The sequence below is a fragment of the Paenibacillus mendelii genome, from assembly GCF_024498075.1.
Taxonomy (GTDB): domain Bacteria; phylum Bacillota; class Bacilli; order Paenibacillales; family Paenibacillaceae; genus Paenibacillus_Z; species Paenibacillus_Z mendelii.
The window spans coordinates 1-23,411 of record NZ_JANHOF010000026.1 but is presented as its reverse complement, the minus strand read 5'-3'; the positions used below and the strand labels follow the sequence as shown (position 1 = coordinate 23,411).

Genomic DNA, 23,411 nt, shown 5'->3' with positions numbered 1-23,411 from the left:
GGGGCTGTTGCATCGATTCGGAAGGGCCGGGATTGGTTAATGTACAAGCGAGTTGTTCGCTTGAAACGGTTAAATTCTCTTGAATCTGGGCACGCTGGTAGGGACACTAGCGATAGATTCCATAATTTGGGGGAATGAAGCGTGAAACAAATTTTGCTTATCACAGACGGTTGCTCGAACGTGGGCGTAAGTCCGGTTGTAGCCGCAGCGCAGGCATTGGCGGAAGGTATTACGGTTAATGTGGTCGGCGTGCTCGACCAAGGCGATCTAGGCGAGTTCGGATCGGCTGAAATCGAGGAAGTGGCTCGTGCGGGCGGCGGACTCAGCCGGCTTGTAAATACGAGGCAGCTGGCTCAGACGGTTCAGATGCTGACCCGCAAGACGGTTGCGCAAACCATTCAACAAGCCGTTCATCGGGAGCTGCAGCAGGTGCTTGGAACTTCGTCGATCGAGTCGCTGCCGCCGGACAAGCGCGGCGAAGTGGTGCGTGTGATCGATGAGCTCGGTGAGACGAGCAAGCTGCGGGTGGCGCTGCTTATCGACGGAAGTGCCAGTATGAAGCCTAAGCTCCATGCCGTGGAGGAAGCCATTCGCGACCTGGCGCTTAGTCTCCAAGCCAGACAAGGCCAAAGCGAGATAGCCGTGTTTCATTTTCCCGGATCGGCATATGGTGATGATTGCACGCTCGATCTCGACTGGACGACGAATGTGGGCGGAATGACGCAATTCTTGCCTCGGCTGCAGATGAAAGGAACGACGCCGACAGGGCCGGCGCTCATGCATGTCATTGATTTTTACCGAAAAGCCGATTATGGTAATAGGAAGAATGACGAAACGGACGGGATGATGAGTGATTACGTCGTTTGAATGGACCCTTCCGCGGGGCACGGTTATTAAAGGAAAGTGGAAGCGGAATAGCTACCGCGTGGAGCGGCTTCTCGGTGAAGGGGCCAATGGCAAAGTATTTTTAGTGGAGCGCCAGCGCAGCTGGTACGCGATGAAAATAGGTGCAGATACCGTCGATTTGCAGTCCGAAGTGAACGTCCTGCAGTCGATCGCGAAGCAGCGCAAGGGGTCTCGCGCAGAACCGTACTTGGTTGAAGTCGACGATATGCGGGCATTGGATGGGAAGGAATATCCATTCTATATTATGCGTTACATACGGGGTGCCACCTTATCCGACTATTTGATGAAGCAGGGGATGGATTGGTTTCCTGTGGTGGGCTACAGCCTGCTCGGCAAGCTTGCCGAGCTGCATGACGGCGGCTGGACATTCAGTGACGTGAAGGTGGAGAACGTCATGGTCGCCGATTACGGGCGCGTAGAGCTGGTCGATTACGGCGGGGTAACCGCGATGGGCAAGAGCGTCCGGCAGTTTACCGAGATTTACGATCGCGGCTACTGGAACGCGGGCTCCCGGACCGCAGACGCCCGTTATGATCTGTTTTCGTTCGGGGTGCTTTGTATTCAGCTGCATGAAAGCCAGCGGCTTGCACAGCTGACCGCCTCGCTGCTGCCGCAGAATCGGATGCCCGAGGAGCTGCTGAAGCTTGCCCATGCGAATCCGCGGCTTAAACCGCTGACAGGCTGGCTGCGGCAAGCGTTGAACGGCGAGTTCAAGGATGCCCGGGAAGCAGCCGGCAGCTGGCGGCAATGGATGCATCGGCCTGGGCAGCGGCATGCGACTCCCGCACCAAGCTGGATGAAAGGGCTGTTCGTAGCATCTGCTGCGCTTCTGGCAACAACGATATATTGGCTGCTTAATTCATAGCCAAGCGAAGAGAGAAGGAAGCATATGGGGGATCTGATGAAAGAGGTCGCGGATACCGCGGCCCGGGAGAGGCTTTGGGAGCCGGGTGATACGATCGTCGTTGCGGTATCGGGCGGCCCGGATTCGACGGCGCTGCTCGATATCTTGCAACGTCTTTCCCAGGCACAGCGCCTTTCGCTTGTCGCCGCGCATGTCGATCATGGCTTTCGAGGTGAAGAATCGGCGCTGGAAGCGGAGTCTGTCCGAAGGTTTGCCGAGGGGCTAGGTGTCCGATTCGAGGCTGCATTTATTGATATACCTGCTTTTATAGAAGAAACGCGTATGAACGCGCAAGCGGCGGCTCGTGAGAAGCGCTATTTATTTCTTCACGAAATCGCCCAGAAATACGCTGCATCGCGCATCGCACTCGCCCATCATGCGGATGATCAGGCGGAAACCGTGCTAATGCGCATCATACGGGGGACAAGCCCGAGCGGCTTGGCCGGCATTTCGCTTCGACGGACTGAAAAAAACGTGGAACTAATCCGTCCCCTGCTTCGTATGAACAAATCAGACATCCTGCGCTACTGCGAAGAACGGGATCTGACATACAGCGAAGACAGCAGCAATGCGAAGCGCCATTATTTTCGTAATTCAATTCGTCTTGATGTGCTGCCGGCGCTGACGAAGTACAATCCGCAGCTATCGGATTCGTTAGTTCGTTTGGCAGAGCTTGCCTCTGCTGAGGATGAATGGATGAATGCCGAGACGCGCGCGTCATATGGCCGCCACGTCAAGCTTGTACAGGGCGGATGCCAAATCGACCGCAAAGCGATGCTTGACCTGCATGTCGCTTTACAAAGGAGATTGATTAAACTAATATTAAATTATATGGGATTGGAAACGGAAACCACCTCTTTTGACGGGGTAGAAACGATACGAACGGCTGCTGGTGATGGTGCCGCTTCGACGTGGAGCGCTGATGTAGGCGGGGGGATCCGATGCTTAAGGGAATACGATACCATGCGCTTTTTGCACACCGGTACCGAAGTGAATGACGCTCAGCCGGTCAGGTACGAGTATGAAGCCTGTGGCGTAGAGGAGATGACGAAACGGCTGGCCGTTCCGGAAGCGGATGCCATCTTAACGTTTACCCTCGAAGCTCCTGAAGACGGCAGCATGCGATCCGGACGTATGGAAGCGGTGTTTGATGCAGATGAGCTGGCGTTTCCGCTCACCGTGCGCAACCGCTGTCCTGGCGACCGGATGCGAGTATTTGGTTTAAACGGCGCAAAAAAAGTGCAAGATATGTTCGTTGACGATCGAATCGCCCCATCGAGACGGGAGCGTATTCCGCTTCTGATTGATGCGAACGGACATATTCTGTGGATTCCCGGTGTAAGGAGAGGAGCGTCCGCGCAAATTTCCAGCTCCACACGACGCGTTCTGCGCATTCGGGCGGAATTCACGTCGGAGGACGATATTGGCTCGAATAAGACGCACTCATCTATTCATAGTATAGGTAAAAACGTAGGAGGGCCCGGCATTGCTGAATGATATTCAAGAAATTCTGTACGACAGCGACCAGATTCAGCAGAAAGTGAAAGAACTTGGCGAGACCATCAGCCAAGAGTTTGAAGGGCGGAATCCGCTCGTCATTTGCGTCTTGAAAGGCGCGTTTATTTTCATGTCTGATTTGGTTAAAACAATCACAATCCCGCTTGAAATCGACTTTATGGCGGTTTCGAGCTATGGTCAGTCCACGAAGACGTCAGGCGTTGTCAAAATTATTAAAGATTTGGACACACCTGTTCAAGGACGGGACATACTCATTGTCGAAGATATTATAGACAGCGGATTGACGCTTAGCTACCTGATTGATGTATTGGAGCGCCGCAATGCCAAATCGGTCACACTCGTGACGTTGTTTGACAAGCCGGCTGGACGCAAGGTCGAATTGGAGGCGGATTACAAAGGGTTTGTTCTACCGGATGCCTTCGTCGTCGGATTTGGTCTAGACTTCGCGGAGAAATACCGCAACCTGCCATTCATCGGCATTTTGAAGCCGGAGGTCTACGAGAAGTAGCGGAATTGTCCGCCCTGGCTAAGCCATACAATACATGAAGGATGCGATTCACTGTAGATGTACCTCCCTCATCAAACCGTTTGTAGTGGGGAATCATGCTATGGTAAAATATCTTAAGCGTCTTGAGAGGAGGTAGGGGATGAATCGGATCATCCGCAACACTGGATTTTATTTGATCATTTTTTTAGTGACCGTCGGGATCTTCCAATTTATCAGCAGCCAAAATGATACAACCGTCGAAATTCGATACGACCAGCTGAAGCAGGCACTTGTTGACAACAATGTCAACGAGCTGAATTATCAATTTGACGGCTATTCCTACTTGGTCACTGGTGAATATAAAACAAATCCCGAGAATGAGAAATCGACTAGCTTCTACACACACACCAACGTAGAAGAATTCGTCGTTAAAGAAATTCACGATCTCGCAGAGAAGAACCAGGTCAAACTTACCAACAAGCCAATGAAAGAGCCAAGCATCTGGCTGACGTTCTTAACGTCGATCATCCCTTTCGTGATCATCTTCGTTCTGTTCTTCTTCCTTATGAATCAAGCGCAGGGCGGCGGCGGCAAAGTCATGAACTTTGGCAAGAGCCGGGCACGCTTGTATAACGAAGAGAAGAAACGGATCACATTCGAGGACGTGGCAGGCGCAGATGAAGAGAAGCAGGAGCTCGTCGAGGTAGTCGAGTTTTTGAAAGACCCGCGTAAATTCGCAGCTGTAGGCGCGCGCATTCCTAAAGGCGTTCTGCTTGTCGGACCTCCAGGTACCGGTAAGACGCTCCTTGCACGTGCAGTTGCAGGTGAAGCAGGCGTGCCTTTCTTTAGTATATCCGGTTCCGATTTTGTCGAGATGTTTGTCGGCGTCGGTGCCTCTCGCGTACGCGATTTGTTTGAGAACGCGAAGAAGAATGCTCCATGTATTATCTTTATCGATGAAATCGATGCTGTGGGACGTCAGCGCGGCGCCGGACTCGGCGGCGGTCATGACGAACGGGAGCAAACGCTCAATCAGCTCCTCGTTGAGATGGACGGCTTCGGTGCGAATGAAGGTATTATCATTGTGGCGGCAACCAACCGTCCGGATATTCTTGACCCGGCGCTTCTGCGTCCAGGCCGTTTCGACCGTCAAATTACGGTTGACCGTCCAGATGTGAAAGGCCGCGAAGCCGTATTGAAGGTTCATGCCCGCAACAAACCGCTGGCGAAGGATGTGAAGCTGGATGTTATTGCGAAGCGGACGACCGGCTTTACCGGTGCCGATCTCGAGAACCTGCTGAACGAAGCTGCATTGCTGGCGGCACGCCGCAACAAGAAGGACATCGCGATGCGCGAGGTTGATGAAGCGATCGATCGTGTCATCGTCGGAACCGAGAAACGCAGTCGTGTCATCAGCGACCGTGAGAAGCGCATCGTCGCTTATCACGAAGCAGGACACACCATTATCGGCTACTTCCTGGAGCATGCGGATGCGGTTCATAAGGTAACCATTATCCCGCGCGGACGCGCAGGCGGATATGTCATCATGCTTCCAAAAGAAGACAGCATGCTGACAACCAAGCAAGAGCTGCTCGATAAAGTGACCGGGCTGCTGGGGGGACGTGTCGCCGAGGAACTGTTTATCGGTGAAATCGGCACAGGCGCTTACAGTGACTTCAAGTCCGCGACGAGCATCGTACGCAGCATGATTATGGAATACGGCATGAGCGACAAGCTTGGACCGATGCAGTTCGGAAGCTCACAGGGGCAGGTTTTCCTGGGCCGCGATATCGGGCATGAGCAGAACTATTCCGACGCCATTGCGTATGAGATTGATCAAGAAATGCAAAATTTCATTAATCAATGTTATGAGCGTGCGAAGAACTTGCTGACGGAGAAGAGCAAGGAAGTTCATCTCATCGCGCAAACCTTGCTTGCTGAAGAAACGCTTGAGCTTGAACAAATCAAGCGCTTGATCGATCATGGTACACTGGAAGGCGGCGACTCCTCTGACGGAGAAACGCCGGAAGAGCCTACGACAGAACCGATTGTAGATACGATCGGCGGAGTAAAGGTTCGCATCCAAACCCGCGAGCCAGGTGAAGCGACACCTCCGGTTGATCCGGATAGCGGCAATGATGACGATGGGTCAAATAATAATAAGAGTTAATGAAACGCAATAGATGAGCAAAGCTGTTCACACCTCCTTATATGCAGCCGTGTATAAGGAGATGGGAGCAGCTTTTTTATGTCGAAGCGGCAGGACATTCTCCTGTAGAAATATAGAATAATGCACGAATAAGTGGGCGCTTTCCTGCTATATGCGTATGAAGATCAAAACAGCTCAAATTGGTCCATTCTGCGCGTTGTGCCCCCTCATGCTACCCTTTCCGTGGTGTATGGCGGTTTTTCTTTCGCCGTCTTTATTGACAGGTACCCGGCACCCGTGTAAATTTATTCTTAATTAATGAATTCACAACCTATGGTCCACACTATAAGTACCTGTATCGACAAGATTGTGCTTCTGTTCACAAAGTCATGTTTATTACGTAAACAAGAGGAGAGATTTGTCCATGGAAGCATTGGCAATGGAGCGTAAAGCGGAGCAAAACCGCGAGCTGCGCGATCGCCTGATGCAATTGAAGAAAGAACGCAATGCCATTATTCTTGCTCATTATTACCAGCGTGATGAAATTCAAGAGGTGGCTGATTTCCGCGGGGATTCATTCCTGCTCGCCCAGAAAGCGGCACAGACGGATGCGGATGTAATCGTATTTTGCGGTGTCCATTTCATGGGGGAGAGCGCGAAGATTCTGGCGCCGAACAAGACCGTCATTATTCCTGATGAGCGTGCCGGCTGCCCGATGGCGGACATGGTTAACGTGGATGGCCTGCGTAAATTGAAGGCACAGCATCCGAATGCTAAAGTGGTTACGTATATCAACTCCTCGGCTGAAATTAAAGCGGAGACCGATATTTGCTGCACATCGGCGAATGCCGTTCGCGTTGTGAACTCGGTCGATTCGGACGAAATCATTTGGGTACCGGATAAGAATCTGGGGCACTACGTGCAGCAGAATACCGACAAAAAAATGATTATTTGGGAAGGTTACTGCAACACCCACGACATGTTAACCGTCAAAGATGTAGAAGAGATGAAAGCGAAATATCCCAATGCGGAGTTCGTCGTCCATCCAGAGTGCCGTCCAGAAGTCGTCGCACTTGGCGATTTCGTCGGCAGCACAACCGCCATCATCAAATATTGTAAGGAATCGGAAGGTAAAGAGTTTATCGTCGGCACGGAAGACGGCACCGGTTTCCAGCTGCGTAAGGACAGCCCAGACAAGACATTCCATTTTGCCACCAAATATTTGGTCTGCCCGAATATGAAAGTGAACAACTTGAAGAAGCTCGTCAAGTGTTTGGAAACGATGCAGCCACAAATTTATGTTCCACAGCAGGTTGCTGATCAAGCCCGTTTATCCTTGGAGCGCATGTTACAGGTGAAGTAGCATGCGCTACTCTCTTTCCGAAGAAAGGAAAGTCGACGCGATGATTCCTCGATATTTAATAGATGTTGCGATAGATGATCTTCCAGTCATTGAGAAGGATGTCATCGTTATCGGGGCCGGCATTGCCGGTCTTTTTACGGCGCTGAAAGTAAGCGCTACAGATAATGTCCTCATGATTACCAAGAAATCGCTGCTCGACAGCAACACGCGCTACGCCCAGGGCGGTATTGCCGCGGTCGTCTCCGAAGACGATTCTCCTGCCTATCATCGTCAGGATACGCTGGTAGCCGGTGCTGGACTTTGCTCGTTCGAGGCCGTTGACGTCCTTGTGCATGAAGGGACGGCAGGGGTACAGGATTTGGTGCATATGGGCACCCAGTTCGATCAAGAGAACGGTGCATACGCGCTGACGAAGGAAGGCGCGCACAGCCAGCGTCGTATTTTGCATGCGAATGGGGATGCTACGGGCTTTGAAATCGTTCGTGCATTGTCCGAGAGAGCGAAGGCCGATCCGCGGATTGAAGTGTGGGATGACCACTTTGTGATCGATCTGGTCACGGAAGAGGGAGAGTGCTGCGGTGCAATCGTACAGAAGCCGGACGGGCAGCGTTTATTCGTAAGAGGCAAGGCAACGATTCTATGTTCGGGCGGCGCCGGTCAATTGTATCGGTACACGACGAACCCTGATGTCGCCACAGGCGATGGAATCGCGATGGCATATCGCGCAGGGGCGTATATTCAGGATGTGGAGTTCATCCAATTTCATCCGACATCGCTCTGTTACCCTGGTGCGCCGCGCTTCCTCATTTCGGAGGCCGTGCGTGGAGAAGGTGCGGTATTGCGCAATATTAAGGGTGAGCGGTTCATGGAGCGGTATCATGAGCAGCTGGAGCTGGCACCGCGTGATGTCGTGGCCAGAGCGATTGTAAGCGAGATGGAGGAAACGCGTTCCACTTTCATTTATTTAGACATTACGCATGAATCCGCAGATATGGTCAAGCACCGCTTTCCGAATATATATGAGTTCTGTCTGAATTATGGTCTTGATCTGACTTCGGACTGGATTCCAGTAGCGCCTGCTGCGCATTATATGATGGGTGGCGTAAAAACCGACTTGAGCGGCGAGACGAATATTGCCAGATTGTTTGCGTGCGGCGAGTGCTCATCTACAGGTGTCCATGGGGCAAATCGGCTGGCGAGTAACTCCTTGTCGGAAGCGATCGTATTCGGCCGCCGTATCGTAGAGCGAATTCACGAGCTCGAACCACTGGCTCTGAAGCCGCGAAATTGGGGCGATTCCCGCGAGCGCGCAAGAAGCAGCGCACCTATGCAGGCTGTCGTGGAGAAACGCTTGAAGCTGCAGAAGGTTATGCTGCGCTATGCGGGTTTACGGCGTGATGGAAAAGGACTGGAGAAGGGGCTTGAGGAGCTTAAGCGCCAGCTTCCGATTTTCCAGTCGGTACTGAAACAGCGGGAAGAATATGAATTTGCCAATCTGCTTACATGTGCGATGCTCACGACGCAGGCGGCGCTTTCGCGGATGGAAAGTCGGGGAGCGCATTACCGGGAAGACTTTCCCCTTCGCAATGATGTTGAATGGCGGAAGCATACAGTATTGCACCGGGAGTATGGGGTAACGGAGGAGCTGATCGAGAATGGTTCTGGACAAGGCGGGAATTAGCGCAGTCGGAGGTACCGAGAGCGCGCTCCGTGAACAAATACGGGCTTGGCTTGCTGAAGATATTGGGACAGGCGATATAACGAGCTGGACGACAATACAGGCGGGCAGCCGTTCCAAAGCAGTCATCCATGTGAAAGAGAGCGGCGTCTTAGCGGGTATGCCTATTGCCAGACTTGTCTTCGACGTCGTTGATCCAGCGCTTACTTTCCATGAGCTTGTATCGGATGGTACGAAGGTATCGAAGGGAACCGTCATTGCAGAGGTGGAAGGCAGCACGCACAGTCTGCTGACAGGCGAGCGTCTGGCGCTGAACCTGCTTCAACGGTTGTCCGGTATCGCTACGAAAACGCGCAGCTTCATCGACGCTCTCGGCGGACTGCCCGTAAGGCTGGCGGACACAAGGAAGACGACGCCAGGACACCGGATTCTCGAGAAGTATGCTGTGCGCATAGGCGGGGGATCCAATCATCGATTCGGCCTATATGATGCGGTCATGATTAAAGACAACCATATTAAAGGCTCGGGTGGCATTACGCAAGCTGTACAAGGTGCCCGCAGGCAAATTCCCCATACGATGAAAATCGAGGTGGAAACGGAGTCATTCGCGCAGGTGGACGAAGCATTAGCTTGCGGGGCAGACATTATTATGCTCGACAACATGTCGCTTGCGCAAATGAAAGAAGCTGTGGATCGGATCAAATCGCGCGCTCCTCATGTCATCGTAGAGGCATCGGGCGGCGTCCGGCTCGATACGGTTCGCTCAATTGCAGAATGCGGCGTGGATGTGATCTCCGTAGGCGGACTTACCTATTCGTTTCAATCGCTGGATATCAGCCTGGACTTGAACGAGAAAAAGGGAGGACCGACGGCGTGATTCTAGTCGTGGATGTGGGCAATACCAATATTGTTCTCGGCATCTATAAGCAGCGGACGCTGCTGCATCATTGGCGGCTGAGCACGAACCGGTCCGCTACGGTGGACGAGTACGGTATTATGATTCACAATCTGTTTCACATAGCCGGCGTTACGCTTAATCAGATGGAGGGTGTTGTGATCTCCTCCGTCGTTCCTCCATTAATGCGGACCTTGGAGCAGCTATGCCACCAGTATCTAGGCAAAGCGCCGCTTATCGTCGGGCCTGGAATTAAGACAGGCTTGAACATCCGGTATGAGAATCCGCGGGAAGTCGGGGCCGACCGGATTGTCAATTCCGTGGCCGGTATTGAGAAATACGGCTCACCGCTTATTATCGTCGATTTTGGTACAGCGACGACCTTCGACTATATTGATGCGGGCAGCAATTATATGGGCGGGGCTATCGTACCGGGCATCGGCATTTCGACGGAAGCGTTATACCAGCGGGCGGCGAAGCTGCCGCGCATTGAGCTCGTGAAGCCCAAGAGCGTTATCGGGCGTAATCCGGTGACATCGATGCAAGCGGGCATTATATTCGGTTATGCCGGGCAGGTTGATGGCATCGTAGGCCGAATACGCCGCGAGTTTAAGGTAACGCCGCGTGTCGTTGCGACCGGCGGGCTAGCGGAGCTGATCGCCAGCGAATCGGAGACGATTGAGCTGGTGGATCCTTTGATTACGCTCGAAGGGCTTCGTATTATATACGAACGCAATCAAGAGTAGTCGGATATACGACGAAATTAATATCGAACTAGCTGACCGGCTGTCTGATTTCTGTTAGACAGCCGAAGCTGTTTAATCATAAGGAGGGAATTAACATTGGATAAGGATATACTGGTGCGCGGAACGGCATGGGGTGGAAAAATCCGTGTATTCGCTGTCCGGAGCACGCAGCTTGTCGATGAGCTCCGTCGTCGTCATGACACGTACCCGACTACGACCGCTGCGCTTGGGCGAACGGCAGCGGCAGGAGCTATGATGGGAGCTATGCTGAAGGGTGAAGAGAAAATAACGATTCAGGTTAAAGGCGATGGGCCAGCCGGGCAAATCGTCATCGACGCGAATGCACACGGCGAAGTGCGAGGCTATGTGGATAACCCAGAGGTACAGCTGTCCAGCAATGCGCAGGGAAAGCTTGATGTTGCGGGCGCAGTTGGACGCAGCGGCTACATCCACATCATTAAAGACCTTGGTCTGAAGGAACCCTATCGGGGCAGTATTCCGATTATTTCAGGAGAGCTTGCCGAGGACTTTACGTACTATTTTGCCACATCGGAGCAGACGCCTTCCGTTGTCGGACTAGGTGTGCTTGTCGATACGGATGGATCGGTCCTTCATGCTGGCGGTTTCATTGTTCAGCTAATGCCTGGTGTAACCGATGAAGAAATTACAAGGCTGGAGCAAGCCGTAGCAGTCATGCCGTCCGTGACTACGCTGCTCGGTCAAGGTGAAACGCCGGAGGGAGTGCTTAGACGGCTTGTCGGCGATGATTTACAGCTAATGGATACACTAGACATTGTATTTCAATGCAAATGCTCGCACGAACGGGTCGAGAAGACGCTCATCAGCATGGGGGAGCATGAATTAAACCAGTTAATCGAAGATGACGGACGCGCTGAGGTTGTATGCCATTTCTGCAACGAAACGTATGTGTTTGACCGCCCACAGCTAGAACTGCTGCTCGATCAAGCGAAGCCGAAACCGATGCGATAGTCGGAGGTTGGCATAATGAAGAAGGACCGGGTATTGAGAAGCGTTGTGATGCTTCAGGCCGTTTGTATGATCGTATTAACCGTCGTTGTCATAACAAGGGTGCTGTCCCCCGCCGACAGCCCGCCAGCAGATAACGATAAAGACGATGGCGGTGAGCCGGGCAGTCATGCTCGGTTAGTTGCGGCTACCGTTGGTGGAGATCCGGTTCTAACAGCGGATCTCGAGGAGCAGCTTCGGCTCCAATATGGCGATGCCATGCTGCGTACTTTAATGGTACGTGCCGCCATACGGCTGGAAGCCGCGGCTTCCGGGCTTGTGATCGAGCCAGCCGAGCTGCAAGAGGAGCTTGATGCCATGATGGCTGGTTATGAGGATCAAGAGCATTATTATACTGCAATGAAGGACCAGCTTGGTCTGACCCCGGAGGCCATTCGTGCAGATACGGAATATCGCCTCCTTCTGGAGAAAATCGCCATACGTCCGATTCATGTTACAGATGCTGAGGTGGATGACTATATAGAAGCCAACAAAGCCGAGTTTGCCCCGCAAACCCGATACCGGCTGGCATGGATCGTATCCGAGAACAAGCGGGAGGCAAATGATGTATTGAAGAAGCTGACTGCAGGGGAAGACTTTGCGCTGATGGCCAGAACGTATTCGATCGATCAGGATACAGCTGATGACGGAGGCGATCTGGGCTTAGTCGACGCCGATGATCCTTTCTTCGAGAGTGACGTGCTGTCAGCGGCGGAGGAGCTGGATATCGGCGAGATGGCCGGACCCGTTCCCGTTCAAGACGGACAGGCTGTCATACAACTGCTGGAAAAGCAGGAATCGAAGCTATTGGACGCTAGTCAGATACGAGAAATTGCGCGTAAACAGCTGGCACTGTCGAAGGCGGACTCCCTTCAGAGCATTGAGGACGCGCTGCTTAAGAAATATAATGCAACGATAACGCCGACGTCATGAAAATCTTTACAGGAGCCAAAACTATCTATTGACAACGACTGGTGGACATTGTTAAGATATATACAATACCAACTGAATTAGTCGGAATAAGGGGGCTTGCTTTTTCATGGCTAAAATTGTCCAAAATGTAACTGAACTTATCGGCGATACGCCGCTTGTTCGTTTGAACCGCCTCGTGCCGGAAGATAGCGCTGAAATTTACTTGAAACTGGAATACCAAAATCCAGGTGCAAGCGTAAAAGACCGGATTGCCATCAGCATGATTGAAGTTGCAGAGCAGGAAGGCCGTATTAAGCCAGGCGATACCATTGTTGAACCAACGAGCGGCAACACGGGAATTGGTCTTGCCATGGTAGCTGCCGCAAAAGGCTACAAAGCGATTCTGGTTATGCCGGAAACGATGAGTATCGAGCGCCGCAACTTGCTTCGTGCATACGGTGCTGAGCTTGTGTTGACACCGGGATCGGAAGGCATGAACGGTGCGGTTCGACGTGCGGAAGAGCTGCAGAAGGAAAACCCGTCCTACTTTATTCCACAGCAATTTAAGAATGAAGCGAACGTGAAGGTACACCGCGAGACGACTGGACCGGAAATCGTGGAAGCGATCAACTCGCTCGATGGCAAGCTGGATGCATTCATTGCAGGGATCGGTACGGGCGGCACGATTAGCGGTGCAGGCGAAGTGCTGAAAGAGAACTTCCCGGGTATTAAAATCTATGCGGTAGAACCTGCAGCATCTCCATTGCTGTCAGGCGGCGGCCCAGGCCCTCATAAAATTCAAGGTATCGGCGCAAACTTCATCCCGGATATCTTGAACCGTGAAATTTATGACGGCGTCATCACGATTGAGAATGAAGAAGCATTCGAAACGGCTCGTCAAGCAGCCAAAGAAGAAGGCATCCTGTGCGGGATTTCTTCAGGCGCTGCGATTTATGCCGCATTGAAAGTGGCCAAAGAGCTCGGTAAAGGAAAGCGTATCGTAGTGATCGTTCCTTCCAACGGTGAGCGCTACCTGTCCACGCCGCTGTTCAATTTCGATAACTAATATAGCGATGCTGCCTGCCTAAGGCGGCTGACCGGGACTTCCTCTTAAGCGAGGGAGTCCCTTCTTACTTTTCTTTCCTCAAGCGTGCCGGAGCCTGTCGAATGGGTGAGATGAAAGCGTGCAAGACAGCTCTTTTCTTTTTGCCGACGATTCGGTATACTAGCTTGAAAAATGGAGCGTCGGATCTGCTTCTTATCGTGTGGAAGAAGTCGGGTGGACAAGCGGAGGGCTGAACATGGCTCAGACAGCCTTTAAGGAATGGCTGCAATGGCAGGAACAAGGATATACGACGTTACCTCTGCTTCTTAAGCGTAAGCTCGCAAGCGGAGAAGGCCGGCCGGATACCTGGGAGAGAGCATGGCAAGAAGCCTCGCCCTATGCTTTCGTTCTCGAGAGCGGTAAGGATGGACAGTATACGTATTTGGGATTGGAACCGGAGAGCATCATCAGGGGTAAAGGGGCGGATGCCGAGAGTACGGACTGCAGAACGGGGAAGAGCACATCCTATAACGGGAGCCCGCTCGACACGGTACGTGCTTGGATGGGGAACCAAAGATCACCGCATGTACCAGGTGCGCCCAAGTTCACAGGAGGATGTGCGGGCTACTGGAGCTACGATGTTATCCGGTCTATTGAACGGATTCCAGAGATGGCGAGCGACGATCTGGACCTGCCTGATTATTTGTTTCTCCGCATGGACGAGCTGTGGATCATTGATCATAAGGAGCAGGAGCTGTATTGTGCGGTTCATATGCCGATATCGCCGGACGCTGCAGAAGCATTGCTGAAGGACGAATACGGTAAGGCATACAAACGCGCCGAACGAATGATGCGAGCGTGGACGGCGTTTACCGGGAAACTTGCTGGCGACGATGTGCAAGTGAGCTCCATAGATCGAGCGGGATTTATCCAGAATGGATCGCTTCATATTGATGTTGAAGCGATAGACGGGATATCCTCCCCTTTCTCGAAGCAAGCGTTTATGGATGCGGTTCAACGGATTCGTGAATATATCACGCAGGGCGATGTCTTTCAGGTGAATTTGTCGCTCCGTCAGAGCCGCGAGGTTGTAACGCCGCCGGAGGAGCTTTATGAATGGCTGAGGCTGTTCAATCCTTCACCGTACATGGGTTTTCTGCGTTGTCCTGATTTTCAGCTGGTGTCCGCATCGCCGGAGCTGCTGGTCGAGCTTCGTGATGGTAAGCTTGCAGCGAGGCCGATTGCAGGCACACGGCGAAGAGGCCGGACGGAGGAGGAGGATCGCAGCTTGGCTGAGGAGCTGCTGTCCAATGAGAAGGAGCGGGCGGAGCACATTATGCTCGTCGATCTCGAACGCAATGACCTCGGCCGAATCGCGGCCTATGGCTCGGTGAATGTGAAGGAGCTCATGGTCGTGGAGTATTACAGCCATGTCATGCATCTCGTTTCGCAGGTAGAAGGCATTCTGGCGGAAGACAAGGATGCCTATGATGTTATCGCAGCGAAGTTTCCGGGAGGGACGATAACCGGCGCGCCCAAAGTGCGGACCATGGAGATCATCGAAGAACTAGAGCCGGTAAGGCGGGGAACCTACACAGGGTCGCTTGGTTGGATTGACTATAACGGGGATATGGAATTTAATATTATTATTAGAACGATGACCGTTAAAGACGGGATGGTTCACATTCAAGCGGGAGCGGGAATCGTCATCGACTCTGATCCGGAACGTGAATACTACGAATCGCTGAATAAAGCGAAGGCGTTGTGGAAGGCCATTCAATATAGCGAGCAGTCGGCGGGAGCTACCGGCCGCAAGCCGCAGCTGGGATAGCAACCCGGTTCATATCTTCGGAACTAAAAGTACGGCTATACGGAACGGATGCTTAGGAAGTCTAGTTTATGCTCGAGAAAGTCGGGCGAAGCCGCGCAAAAACTAAGCTTATGCTTTCGAAGTAAGTTTTGTTCCATTTCGCTTCTTCGGAAGCGATGATTCCACAAAACTTTTAGGAGGGTTTTACATGATTCTGGTCATTGATAATTATGATTCGTTCACGTATAACTTAGTACAGTACTTAGGTGAGCTTGGCGAACAAATCATCGTCAAACGCAACGATGAAATTGACCTCGAAGGGATTGCAGCGCTCGCTCCTGACCATATTCTAATCTCTCCAGGCCCGTGCAGCCCGAATGAAGCGGGAATCAGCCTATCGTTGATCGAACGCTTCAAAGGGGAAATTCCGATCTTCGGCGTGTGCTTGGGGCATCAATCGATCGGACAAGCTTTCGGCGGTGATGTTGTTCGAGCTGAGAAGCTGATGCATGGGAAGACCTCTGAGATTTTTCATGACGGCAAATCGATCTTTGCGGGCATTCCATCCCCATTTACGGCCACTCGCTATCATTCACTAATTGTGAAGAGAGAGACGCTGCCGGATTGCTTGGAAATAAGCGCGGAGACAGCGGAAGGCGAGATTATGGGTTTGCGGCACAAGGAATACTTGATCGAGGGCGTACAATTTCATCCGGAATCGATTATCACCGAGCATGGTTTGACGCTGCTTCGTAATTTCTTGGCTAAACGGGTAGGAGCGGCACAATGACCTTCGTTGGCTGGAATGGATTAATCAAACGAGCGGAGGAAACCGTGATCTCAGTCTACGATCACGGTTTTTTATATGGAATGGGATTATTCGAGACATTCCGCACGTATGGCGGCAAGCCTTGGCTGTTGGAGCGCCATCTGGAACGGCTTAGGGCAGGCTGTCTTGAGCTGGGAATCGGCTATCAAGCAGATGCGGATGCCATTCATGAATGGCTTGCCCGGCTGATGGAAGCCAATGGTCTCCGGGAGGCTTATGTACGACTGACGGTGACAGCAGGCGAGGCCGGACTGGGATTGCCGCAGGAGGATTACGCTGAACCCAACGTCGTGCTTCTCATCAAGGCGCTCCCAGAGCCAAGCGAGCGGCTGTACCGTGAAGGCAAAGAGCTGGTGCTCTTAAAGACATGCCGCAACACCCCAGAGGGGAATACCCGGTTCAAATCCCTTCATTACATGAATAATATTATGGCCAAGCGTGAATTACTGGGAAGTGGTGCGGCTCCGGGAGCAGAAGGGCTTATGCTCACCCGTGAGGGCTGGCTGGCTGAGGGAATTGTCAGCAACCTGTTTTTTGTGCGTAATGGCATCGTCTGTACGCCGTCGCTGGAGACGGGGATTTTGCCTGGAATTACCCGCCAGTATGTCATGGAGCTTGCACGGTCGGCTGATCTAACCATGCCTGTCATTGAGGATTTCTACGGCTGGGAGGACTTGATTCAAGCAGAGGAAGCCTGGGTAACGAATTCGATACAGGAGCTTGTGCCCGTGACGTCGCTCCGCAGTGTCAATGGGCAAACAATCATGGTTGGGAACGGCACTGCAGGGCCTGTTACCTTGCGTCTGTTAGCGGCTTACCGAGATCAAGCGGGGATCGCCTCCAGCTTCCCGGACGAATAGATGAAGAACGGCGACAATAACTACCACTAAGGAAGGGGGCACAGTTATGTTAGCATCAAATATGAAGAACGCACCGTATCAGCGTTATTACAATTTAGCTGAGGGCGTTACGCTCGAGCTGGGTCAACATACGCTCATTATGGGAATTTTGAATACGACGCCGGATTCCTTCTCAGATGGGGGACGCAATCGCACTATCGCGTCTGCCGTCGAACACGCCCGTGAAATGGTGAATGCAGGCGCAGACATCATTGACATTGGAGGCGAATCGACGCGGCCCGGCAGTGAGGCTGTTCCACTCGAAGAAGAATTGCAGCGCGTAATACCGGTTATCCGTGCCGTTCGCGAGGCGCTGCCTCATGTACCGCTGTCTATTGACACCTACAAAGCAGAGACAGCGCGGCAAGCCTTGGAAGCGGGCGCACACATCATAAACGATATATGGGGATTGAAGGGGGATGTCCAGATGGCGGCCATCGCCGCGCAATTTGGCTGTCCGGTCATTCTCAGCCACAATCGACCTGCCCGGAATTATAACGAGCTTGTGCCGGATGTAATTGCGGACCTTGAGGAAAGTATCCGAATCGCACAAGAGGCTGGCATTGCGGATGCATCCATCTGGCTTGATCCGGGTATTGGCTTTGCCAAGACTACGGAAGACAACAGGCACTTAATGGCCCACTTGAATCAAATCGCCGAGATGGGCTACCCCGTGCTGCTGGGGACATCCCGCAAGAAGTTCATTCGCGATACGCTGCAGCTGCCTGTTGATCAAATCACTTACGGTACGGCTGCGACCGTTACGCTCGGTATTGCACAAGGCTGCCAGATTGTCCGCGTCCACGACATACAAGAGATGAAACAGAATGCTTTAGTGGCAGATGCCATTATTTATCGATGAGATTCATCCTTAAGTCTATATAAAACCAAGTGAGGAGGAGTTAGAGTATGGATTTAATGATGCTCAAAGGGATGAGCTTCTTCGGTTACCATGGGGTATTTCCAGAAGAAAACAAGCTAGGGCAGAAATTTATAGTCGATGTCGATTTGCGTCTAGATTTGACGCAAGCCGCGGAGAATGATGAACTTGAAGCAACCATCAATTATGCGGAGGTTCATGCGCTCGTTAAATTCATCGTTGAAGGGCCGCCATTCAAACTGATTGAGGCTTTAGCCGGTCATATTGCATCACGGCTGTTCGACGCTTATACTAGTGTAAACGAAGTGACGGTCCGCGTAACGAAGCCTAACCCGCCGTTCGATATTCATTTTGACGGGGTCACGGTGGAACTTAGCAGAAAGCGGGAAGCATAGATGAGTAGCGGAATGGAAGCTTCACCGCAGACAACTTCGCAGGCTTACATCGCGCTCGGATCCAACATGGGAGACCGGGAACAGATGCTGCGAGAAGCACTCCGTTTGCTTCAGGAGCATGCGTCGATCGATGTGCTTCGTGTATCGAACGTGTATGAGACCGATCCAGTCGGATATACGGACCAATCCTCTTTTTTGAATATGGCCGCGGCACTGGAGACGACTTTGGAGCCGATGCCTTTATTGCGTGCGATGCTCCTGATCGAGCAGCAGCTCGGTCGGAAGCGGGATGTTCGCTTCGGTCCCCGTACGATTGATTTGGATTTGCTGCTCTACGAAGATGTGCGAATGGAAGAGGATGAATTGATACTGCCCCATCCGCGTATGATGGAGCGTGCATTTGTGCTTGTTCCGCTTCGTGACGTACTGCATCCTAAGCATTCACTTCAGGAACAGGCCTCGCAAGCGGCGAACCGTGCGTTACAGGATGGAGGGGAAGGCATCGCGTTATGGAATACGATCAATTGGCAGGACGCGTCCGCGCCTTCAGAAAGCTGAAGGGCTACACGCAGCAGCAGTTGGCGGAGCGGCTGGAGATTTCCGTAGCCGTCCTCGGCTCCTTGGAGCGGGGAACACGAAAACCGGACCCTAAGCTGCTGGAACGCATCTCGGAGACGCTTGGTATCAGCTATGAAGAACTGACGGAAACCTATAAACGAAACTAAACAAATAACGATACAAGAAAGCAGGGGCGTGGCGTGCTAGACCGCCAGATCAACGCATATTAGCGGACGCCCTCGCATAGGAATCGGAAGGAAGTGAGGAGCGTCATGCTCAAGATTGGTAACATTGAGATGAAAAATAGGGTTGTGCTTGCCCCCATGGCAGGTGTGTGCAACCCGGCTTTTCGGCTGATAGCCAAAGAATTTGGCTGCGGACTCGTATGCGCAGAAATGGTTAGTGACAAAGCAATCCTGCACGGAAATAAACGGACTCTCGAGATGCTGTACGTGGATGAACGGGAAAAACCGCTCAGTCTGCAAATTTTCGGCGGTGACCGAGAATCGCTAGTGGAAGCGGCGAAAGTTGTCGATAAACAGACAAATGCTGACATTATCGACATCAATATGGGTTGTCCGGCGCCCAAAATCATTAAATGCGACGCAGGTGCGAGATGGCTGCTCGATCCGAACAAAATTTACGAGATGGTTTCTGCCGTCGTTGAGGCTGTCGACAAGCCTGTAACAGTAAAGATGCGGATTGGTTGGGACAGCGAGCATGTGTACGCGGTAGAGAACGCCCAGGCCGTTGAGCGCGCGGGCGGCAGTGCGGTCAGTGTTCATGGACGGACGCGGGAACAATTGTATACCGGTAAGGCGAATTGGGATATTATAAGGGATGTTAAACAAGCAGTAAAAATTCCAGTCATCGGCAACGGCGACGTCATTGCGCCAGAAGATGCCCAGCGTATGCTCGACCATACCGGTTGTGACGGCGTGATGATCGGCCGCGGTGCGTTAGGCAATCCGTGGGTGCTGTTCCGCACGGTTCACTACCTTACACATGGTGAGCTCCTGTCGGATCCGACGCCGCGCAAGAAGATGGAAGTTGCCATTCTCCATATGGATCGGCTTGCCAAGCTCAAAGGCGAAGCGGTCGCCGTACGTGAAATGCGCAAGCATCTTGCCTGGTATCTCAAAGGCCTGCCCGGAGCAGCGCGCATTAAAGACGTCATCATGGAAGAAACGAGCCGCGACAACATGGTCGATATTTTGGAACAATATATTGCCTCCCTCGGTGAAGAGAGCGAAGTGCCGGTAGCGGCGCAGGCATCGGAGCCGGAAGAAGTGGCCTACGGTTAACAAGGTTGCGACTTGCTTTGCAGGTCGCTCCTGTCGTAAGAACGGGTAAAGCGTTTTCAGCAGATGACCGCTTCGTTGACATTTGGGGCAAATTTGAAATATAATCTTTCAATAATCAGAATATGATGATTGAACCATCTAGACTTTACACCTTCTATACAACTGGATCTGCGCGGTATGTCATCAATGCTGTTGAACGCAATAGATAAAGTAACAGTGAATTCATACGTGGTATGAAAAAATATCACACGACAGGAGATTAGGAAAGATGGGCGATAAAGAGATTATTCTGACGCAGGAAGGGCTCAGAAAGCTTGAAGATGAGCTGGAGAATTTGAAGTCCGTTAAGCGCCGCGAGGTAGCCGAACGGATTAAGGTTGCAATTGGTTATGGCGATATTAGCGAGAACTCGGAGTATGAGGATGCTAAGAATGAGCAGGCATTCATCGAAGGCCGTGTCATTACGCTGGAAAAAATGCTGCGCAACGCGCGAATCATCAACAATGATGATATCGACACGGATACAGTGAGTATCGGTGCAATTGTAGTCGTTGAAGATTTAGAGTATGGCGATACGATGGAATATGCGATCGTAGGTACGGCTGAATCTGATCCGCTGCAAAACAAGATTTCGAATGAAAGTCCGGTTGGCAAAGCGATTCTCGGCAAGAAGAAAGGCACGGTTGTCGAAGTCAATGTACCTGCCGGCATTATCCAATATAAAATTGTCGACATCAGAAAGTAAGACCCAGACCTGCCTTTGCGAAAGCTTCCCTCTGGAAGCTTTTTCATCATTTAAGGTCCTTGGGCAACCTTATTGCAAGGGAATAGCCGCGTGAAGACTAGACGCACGTATGTCACTTTAGTTATCCAATAGATGTGTGTTTCTAAAACGGGAGTCTCGGCAGTATAGGGGGATAATCGTGGATCATACAGAAAACCTTTAGGAGTTGACGGTTGTGGAGCATCAGTCGCAAGAACAAGAATTAAGTGAGTTGCTAAAAATTCGCAGGGACAAGCTGGACGAGCTGCGCGGACTGGGCATTGATCCCTTCGGAGGGAAGTTCGAGCGGTCGCATTCGGCCAAACAAATCGTGGATGCCTTCGAGAATACGTCGAAGGAAGATCTGCATGAACAGAATGTTCAGGTCGCAGTCGCAGGCCGGATTATGCAAAAACGCGGCATGGGCAAGGCGAGCTTTGCCCATATCCAGGATTTGACCGGCAAAATTCAAATCTACGCACGTAAAGACACGGTACCTGAGACACAATACGAGGCATTCGATTTACTCGACATCGGGGACATCATCGGGGTGCGCGGTGTGGTGTTTAAGACGAATACCGGCGAGACCTCCATTAAGGCAGAAGAAATAATGGTACTTTCCAAATCGCTGCTGCCGCTTCCTGATAAATATCATGGACTTAAAGATGTCGAGCTTCGTTACCGTCAGCGGTACGTCGATCTGATCGTTAATCCGGACGTACAGCAAACCTTCATTCTGCGTTCGCGGATTATTCAATCCATGAGACGTCACCTGGATTCACTAGGCTATTTGGAGGTGGAAACCCCAACACTGCATTCCATAGCTGGAGGTGCAGCCGCACGTCCTTTCATTACGCATCACAATGCACTGGATATGCAGCTTCATATGCGGATTGCCATCGAGCTTCACTTGAAGCGGTTAATCGTCGGCGGGATGGAGAAAGTATACGAGATCGGGCGCGTATATCGGAATGAAGGCATCTCCACGCGGCATAACCCGGAATTTACGATGATTGAGTTGTACGAGGCGTATGCCGACTATAAAGATATTATGGCACTCACAGAATCATTAGTTGCACATATTGCGCTGGAAGTGCTTGGAAGCACGAAGATCGAATACCAGGGGCAAGAGGTGGATTTAACTCCGGCATGGCGCCGTGTCTCGATGGTAGATGTGGTCAAAGAAACGACAGGTGTAGACTTTGGTGTGCAAATGAGCAACGAAGAGGCCCATCGCATCGCCAAAGAACATAATGTGAAGGTTGAGCCGCATATGACATTCGGTCATATCCTCAACGCTTTCTTCGAAGAGTTTGTGGAAGAGAAGCTGATCCAGCCGACGTTCGTGACGGGACATCCGGTTGAGATTTCGCCGCTGGCCAAGAAGAATGACAGCGATCCGCGGTTTACGGACCGGTTTGAGCTGTTTATCGTTGCCCGTGAGCATGCGAACGCATTTACGGAGCTCAATGATCCGATCGACCAGCGTCAGCGTTTCGAGTCCCAGCTATTGGAACGTGAGCAGGGCAATGATGAGGCCCATGAGATGGACGAGGACTTCATCCGCGCTCTTGAATACGGAATGCCGCCTACAGGCGGTCTGGGTATCGGTATCGACCGTCTGGTCATGCTGCTTACGAATCAGCCATCGATTCGCGACGTGCTTTTGTTCCCACACATGCGGGATCGTGGAGGAGAATAAGAAGGCAAGAACCGTTAAGGGGCGCTCGCTCCATAACGGTTCTTTTTATTACATGCGAGTCTAAGGGTATAATGTGCAGCACATATAAGAGCAGTCACGCTTTATAAATAGCATCCTTGTAGAGATGCCAATAAGCCGATAAACAAGCTGTTTAAACCATAGTGATTTATGTGTAAAAATTAAGTTGAAACAAATATATAAAAAAAGCTTGCAATACTAGTTTCATATATGGTATCTTATTTAAGTCGCCGCTGAGAGGCACGACAAACGAAAGAAACAAACGAGTATTTGTTCTTTGAAAACTGAACAATGAGCGACCTGTCAAGCAAAGATTTAACAAGTAATGAGCTAACAAGCTTATCTCAATAGTCGATTTTCGGATCGCACTTTTATGGAGAGTTTGATCCTGGCTCAGGACGAACGCTGGCGGCGTGCCTAATACATGCAAGTCGAGCGAATTTCATTGAAAGCTTGCTTTCAATGGAGTTAGCGGCGGACGGGTGAGTAACACGTAGGTAACCTGCCTACAAGACTGGGATAACATTCGGAAACGAATGCTAATACCGGATACGCAATTTCCTCGCATGAGGGAATTGGGAAAGGCGGAGCAATCTGCCACTTGTAGATGGACCTGCGGCGCAT

General features: G+C 51.7%; 23 protein-coding genes and 1 rRNA gene. All 24 read left to right on the top strand.

From position 1 onward, the window contains the following. The first annotated feature begins 141 nt into the window (after positions 1-141). On the top strand, positions 142-867 hold the full coding sequence (locus tag NNL21_RS33855; protein WP_204822610.1) for a VWA domain-containing protein: 726 nt from the start codon (positions 142-144) through the stop codon (positions 865-867). Further along, positions 851-1,771, top strand: a complete 921-nt coding sequence (locus NNL21_RS33850) for a protein kinase domain-containing protein (RefSeq protein WP_204822611.1) — start codon at positions 851-853, stop codon at positions 1,769-1,771. The genes NNL21_RS33855 and NNL21_RS33850 overlap by 17 nt, the downstream gene beginning before the upstream one ends. A gap of 24 nt (positions 1,772-1,795) precedes the next feature. Then, positions 1,796-3,307, top strand: coding sequence for a tRNA lysidine(34) synthetase TilS (gene tilS, locus NNL21_RS33845; RefSeq protein ID WP_204822612.1), 1,512 nt, complete (start codon positions 1,796-1,798; stop codon positions 3,305-3,307). Then, positions 3,297-3,836, top strand: a complete 540-nt coding sequence (gene hpt, locus NNL21_RS33840) for a hypoxanthine phosphoribosyltransferase (protein WP_204822613.1) — start codon at positions 3,297-3,299, stop codon at positions 3,834-3,836. The genes tilS and hpt overlap by 11 nt, the downstream gene beginning before the upstream one ends. Positions 3,837-3,975: 139 nt before the next feature. After that, positions 3,976-5,985, top strand: a complete 2,010-nt coding sequence (gene ftsH / locus NNL21_RS33835) for an ATP-dependent zinc metalloprotease FtsH (protein ID WP_204822614.1) — start codon at positions 3,976-3,978, stop codon at positions 5,983-5,985. Positions 5,986-6,388: 403 nt separating this feature from the next. Further along, the gene (gene nadA, locus NNL21_RS33830; RefSeq protein ID WP_204822615.1) at positions 6,389-7,327 is read left to right on the top strand and encodes a quinolinate synthase NadA; all 939 of its coding nucleotides are present in this window, start codon (positions 6,389-6,391) and stop codon (positions 7,325-7,327) included. 40 nt (positions 7,328-7,367) lie between these two features. Continuing rightward, positions 7,368-9,008, top strand: coding sequence for an L-aspartate oxidase (gene nadB, locus NNL21_RS33825; protein WP_204822635.1), 1,641 nt, complete (start codon positions 7,368-7,370; stop codon positions 9,006-9,008). Then, positions 8,983-9,882, top strand: a complete 900-nt coding sequence (nadC, locus tag NNL21_RS33820; RefSeq protein ID WP_204822616.1) for a carboxylating nicotinate-nucleotide diphosphorylase — start codon at positions 8,983-8,985, stop codon at positions 9,880-9,882. Before nadB ends, nadC begins: the two co-directional genes overlap by 26 nt. Beyond that, positions 9,879-10,646, top strand: coding sequence for a type III pantothenate kinase (locus NNL21_RS33815; RefSeq protein WP_204822617.1), 768 nt, complete (start codon positions 9,879-9,881; stop codon positions 10,644-10,646). Before nadC ends, NNL21_RS33815 begins: the two co-directional genes overlap by 4 nt. 96 nt (positions 10,647-10,742) lie before the next feature. Next, positions 10,743-11,636, top strand: coding sequence for an Hsp33 family molecular chaperone HslO (hslO, locus tag NNL21_RS33810; protein ID WP_204822618.1), 894 nt, complete (start codon positions 10,743-10,745; stop codon positions 11,634-11,636). A 15-nt stretch (positions 11,637-11,651) separates the two neighbouring features. Further along, positions 11,652-12,605, top strand: coding sequence for a peptidyl-prolyl cis-trans isomerase (locus NNL21_RS33805; RefSeq protein WP_204822619.1), 954 nt, complete (start codon positions 11,652-11,654; stop codon positions 12,603-12,605). A gap of 106 nt (positions 12,606-12,711) precedes the next feature. Beyond that, the gene (gene cysK, locus NNL21_RS33800; RefSeq protein WP_204822620.1) at positions 12,712-13,650 is read left to right on the top strand and encodes a cysteine synthase A; all 939 of its coding nucleotides are present in this window, start codon (positions 12,712-12,714) and stop codon (positions 13,648-13,650) included. Positions 13,651-13,751: 101 nt separating this feature from the next. After that, complete coding sequence (locus NNL21_RS33795) at positions 13,752-13,883, top strand: hypothetical protein (RefSeq protein ID WP_256555664.1); 132 nt, start codon at positions 13,752-13,754, stop codon at positions 13,881-13,883. 2 nt (positions 13,884-13,885) lie between these two features. Next, positions 13,886-15,460 (top strand): anthranilate synthase component I family protein, encoded by a 1,575-nt coding sequence (locus NNL21_RS33790; protein ID WP_204822621.1) that lies wholly within the window; start codon positions 13,886-13,888, stop codon positions 15,458-15,460. A 187-nt stretch (positions 15,461-15,647) separates the two neighbouring features. Beyond that, positions 15,648-16,229, top strand: a complete 582-nt coding sequence (pabA, locus tag NNL21_RS33785; RefSeq protein WP_204822622.1) for an aminodeoxychorismate/anthranilate synthase component II — start codon at positions 15,648-15,650, stop codon at positions 16,227-16,229. Further along, entirely contained in the window at positions 16,226-17,128 is a 903-nt protein-coding gene (locus tag NNL21_RS33780; RefSeq protein ID WP_204822623.1) for an aminotransferase class IV, read from the top strand. The genes pabA and NNL21_RS33780 overlap by 4 nt, the downstream gene beginning before the upstream one ends. Positions 17,129-17,174: 46 nt before the next feature. Next, positions 17,175-18,029: a dihydropteroate synthase gene (gene folP / locus NNL21_RS33775; protein ID WP_373567632.1), complete on the top strand. Its 855-nt coding sequence runs from the start codon at positions 17,175-17,177 to the stop codon at positions 18,027-18,029. Positions 18,030-18,076: 47 nt separating this feature from the next. Then, complete coding sequence (gene folB / locus NNL21_RS33770; protein WP_204822624.1) at positions 18,077-18,442, top strand: dihydroneopterin aldolase; 366 nt, start codon at positions 18,077-18,079, stop codon at positions 18,440-18,442. Then, positions 18,443-19,000 carry a 2-amino-4-hydroxy-6-hydroxymethyldihydropteridine diphosphokinase gene (gene folK, locus NNL21_RS33765; RefSeq protein WP_204822625.1) on the top strand — a complete coding sequence of 186 codons (558 nt, stop codon included), beginning with the start codon at positions 18,443-18,445 and terminating at the stop codon, positions 18,998-19,000. Continuing rightward, on the top strand, positions 18,952-19,167 hold the full coding sequence (locus tag NNL21_RS33760) for a helix-turn-helix domain-containing protein (RefSeq protein ID WP_204822626.1): 216 nt from the start codon (positions 18,952-18,954) through the stop codon (positions 19,165-19,167). The genes folK and NNL21_RS33760 overlap by 49 nt, the downstream gene beginning before the upstream one ends. A gap of 105 nt (positions 19,168-19,272) precedes the next feature. Continuing rightward, entirely contained in the window at positions 19,273-20,304 is a 1,032-nt protein-coding gene (dusB, locus tag NNL21_RS33755) for a tRNA dihydrouridine synthase DusB (RefSeq protein WP_204822627.1), read from the top strand. Positions 20,305-20,572: 268 nt separating this feature from the next. Continuing rightward, positions 20,573-21,049: a transcription elongation factor GreA gene (gene greA / locus NNL21_RS33750; protein WP_204822628.1), complete on the top strand. Its 477-nt coding sequence runs from the start codon at positions 20,573-20,575 to the stop codon at positions 21,047-21,049. 214 nt (positions 21,050-21,263) lie between these two features. After that, positions 21,264-22,769, top strand: coding sequence for a lysine--tRNA ligase (gene lysS / locus NNL21_RS33745; RefSeq protein ID WP_373567631.1), 1,506 nt, complete (start codon positions 21,264-21,266; stop codon positions 22,767-22,769). Between the two features lie 388 nt (positions 22,770-23,157). Beyond that, a 16S ribosomal RNA gene (locus NNL21_RS33740) occupies positions 23,158-23,411 on the top strand; the annotation flags it as partial.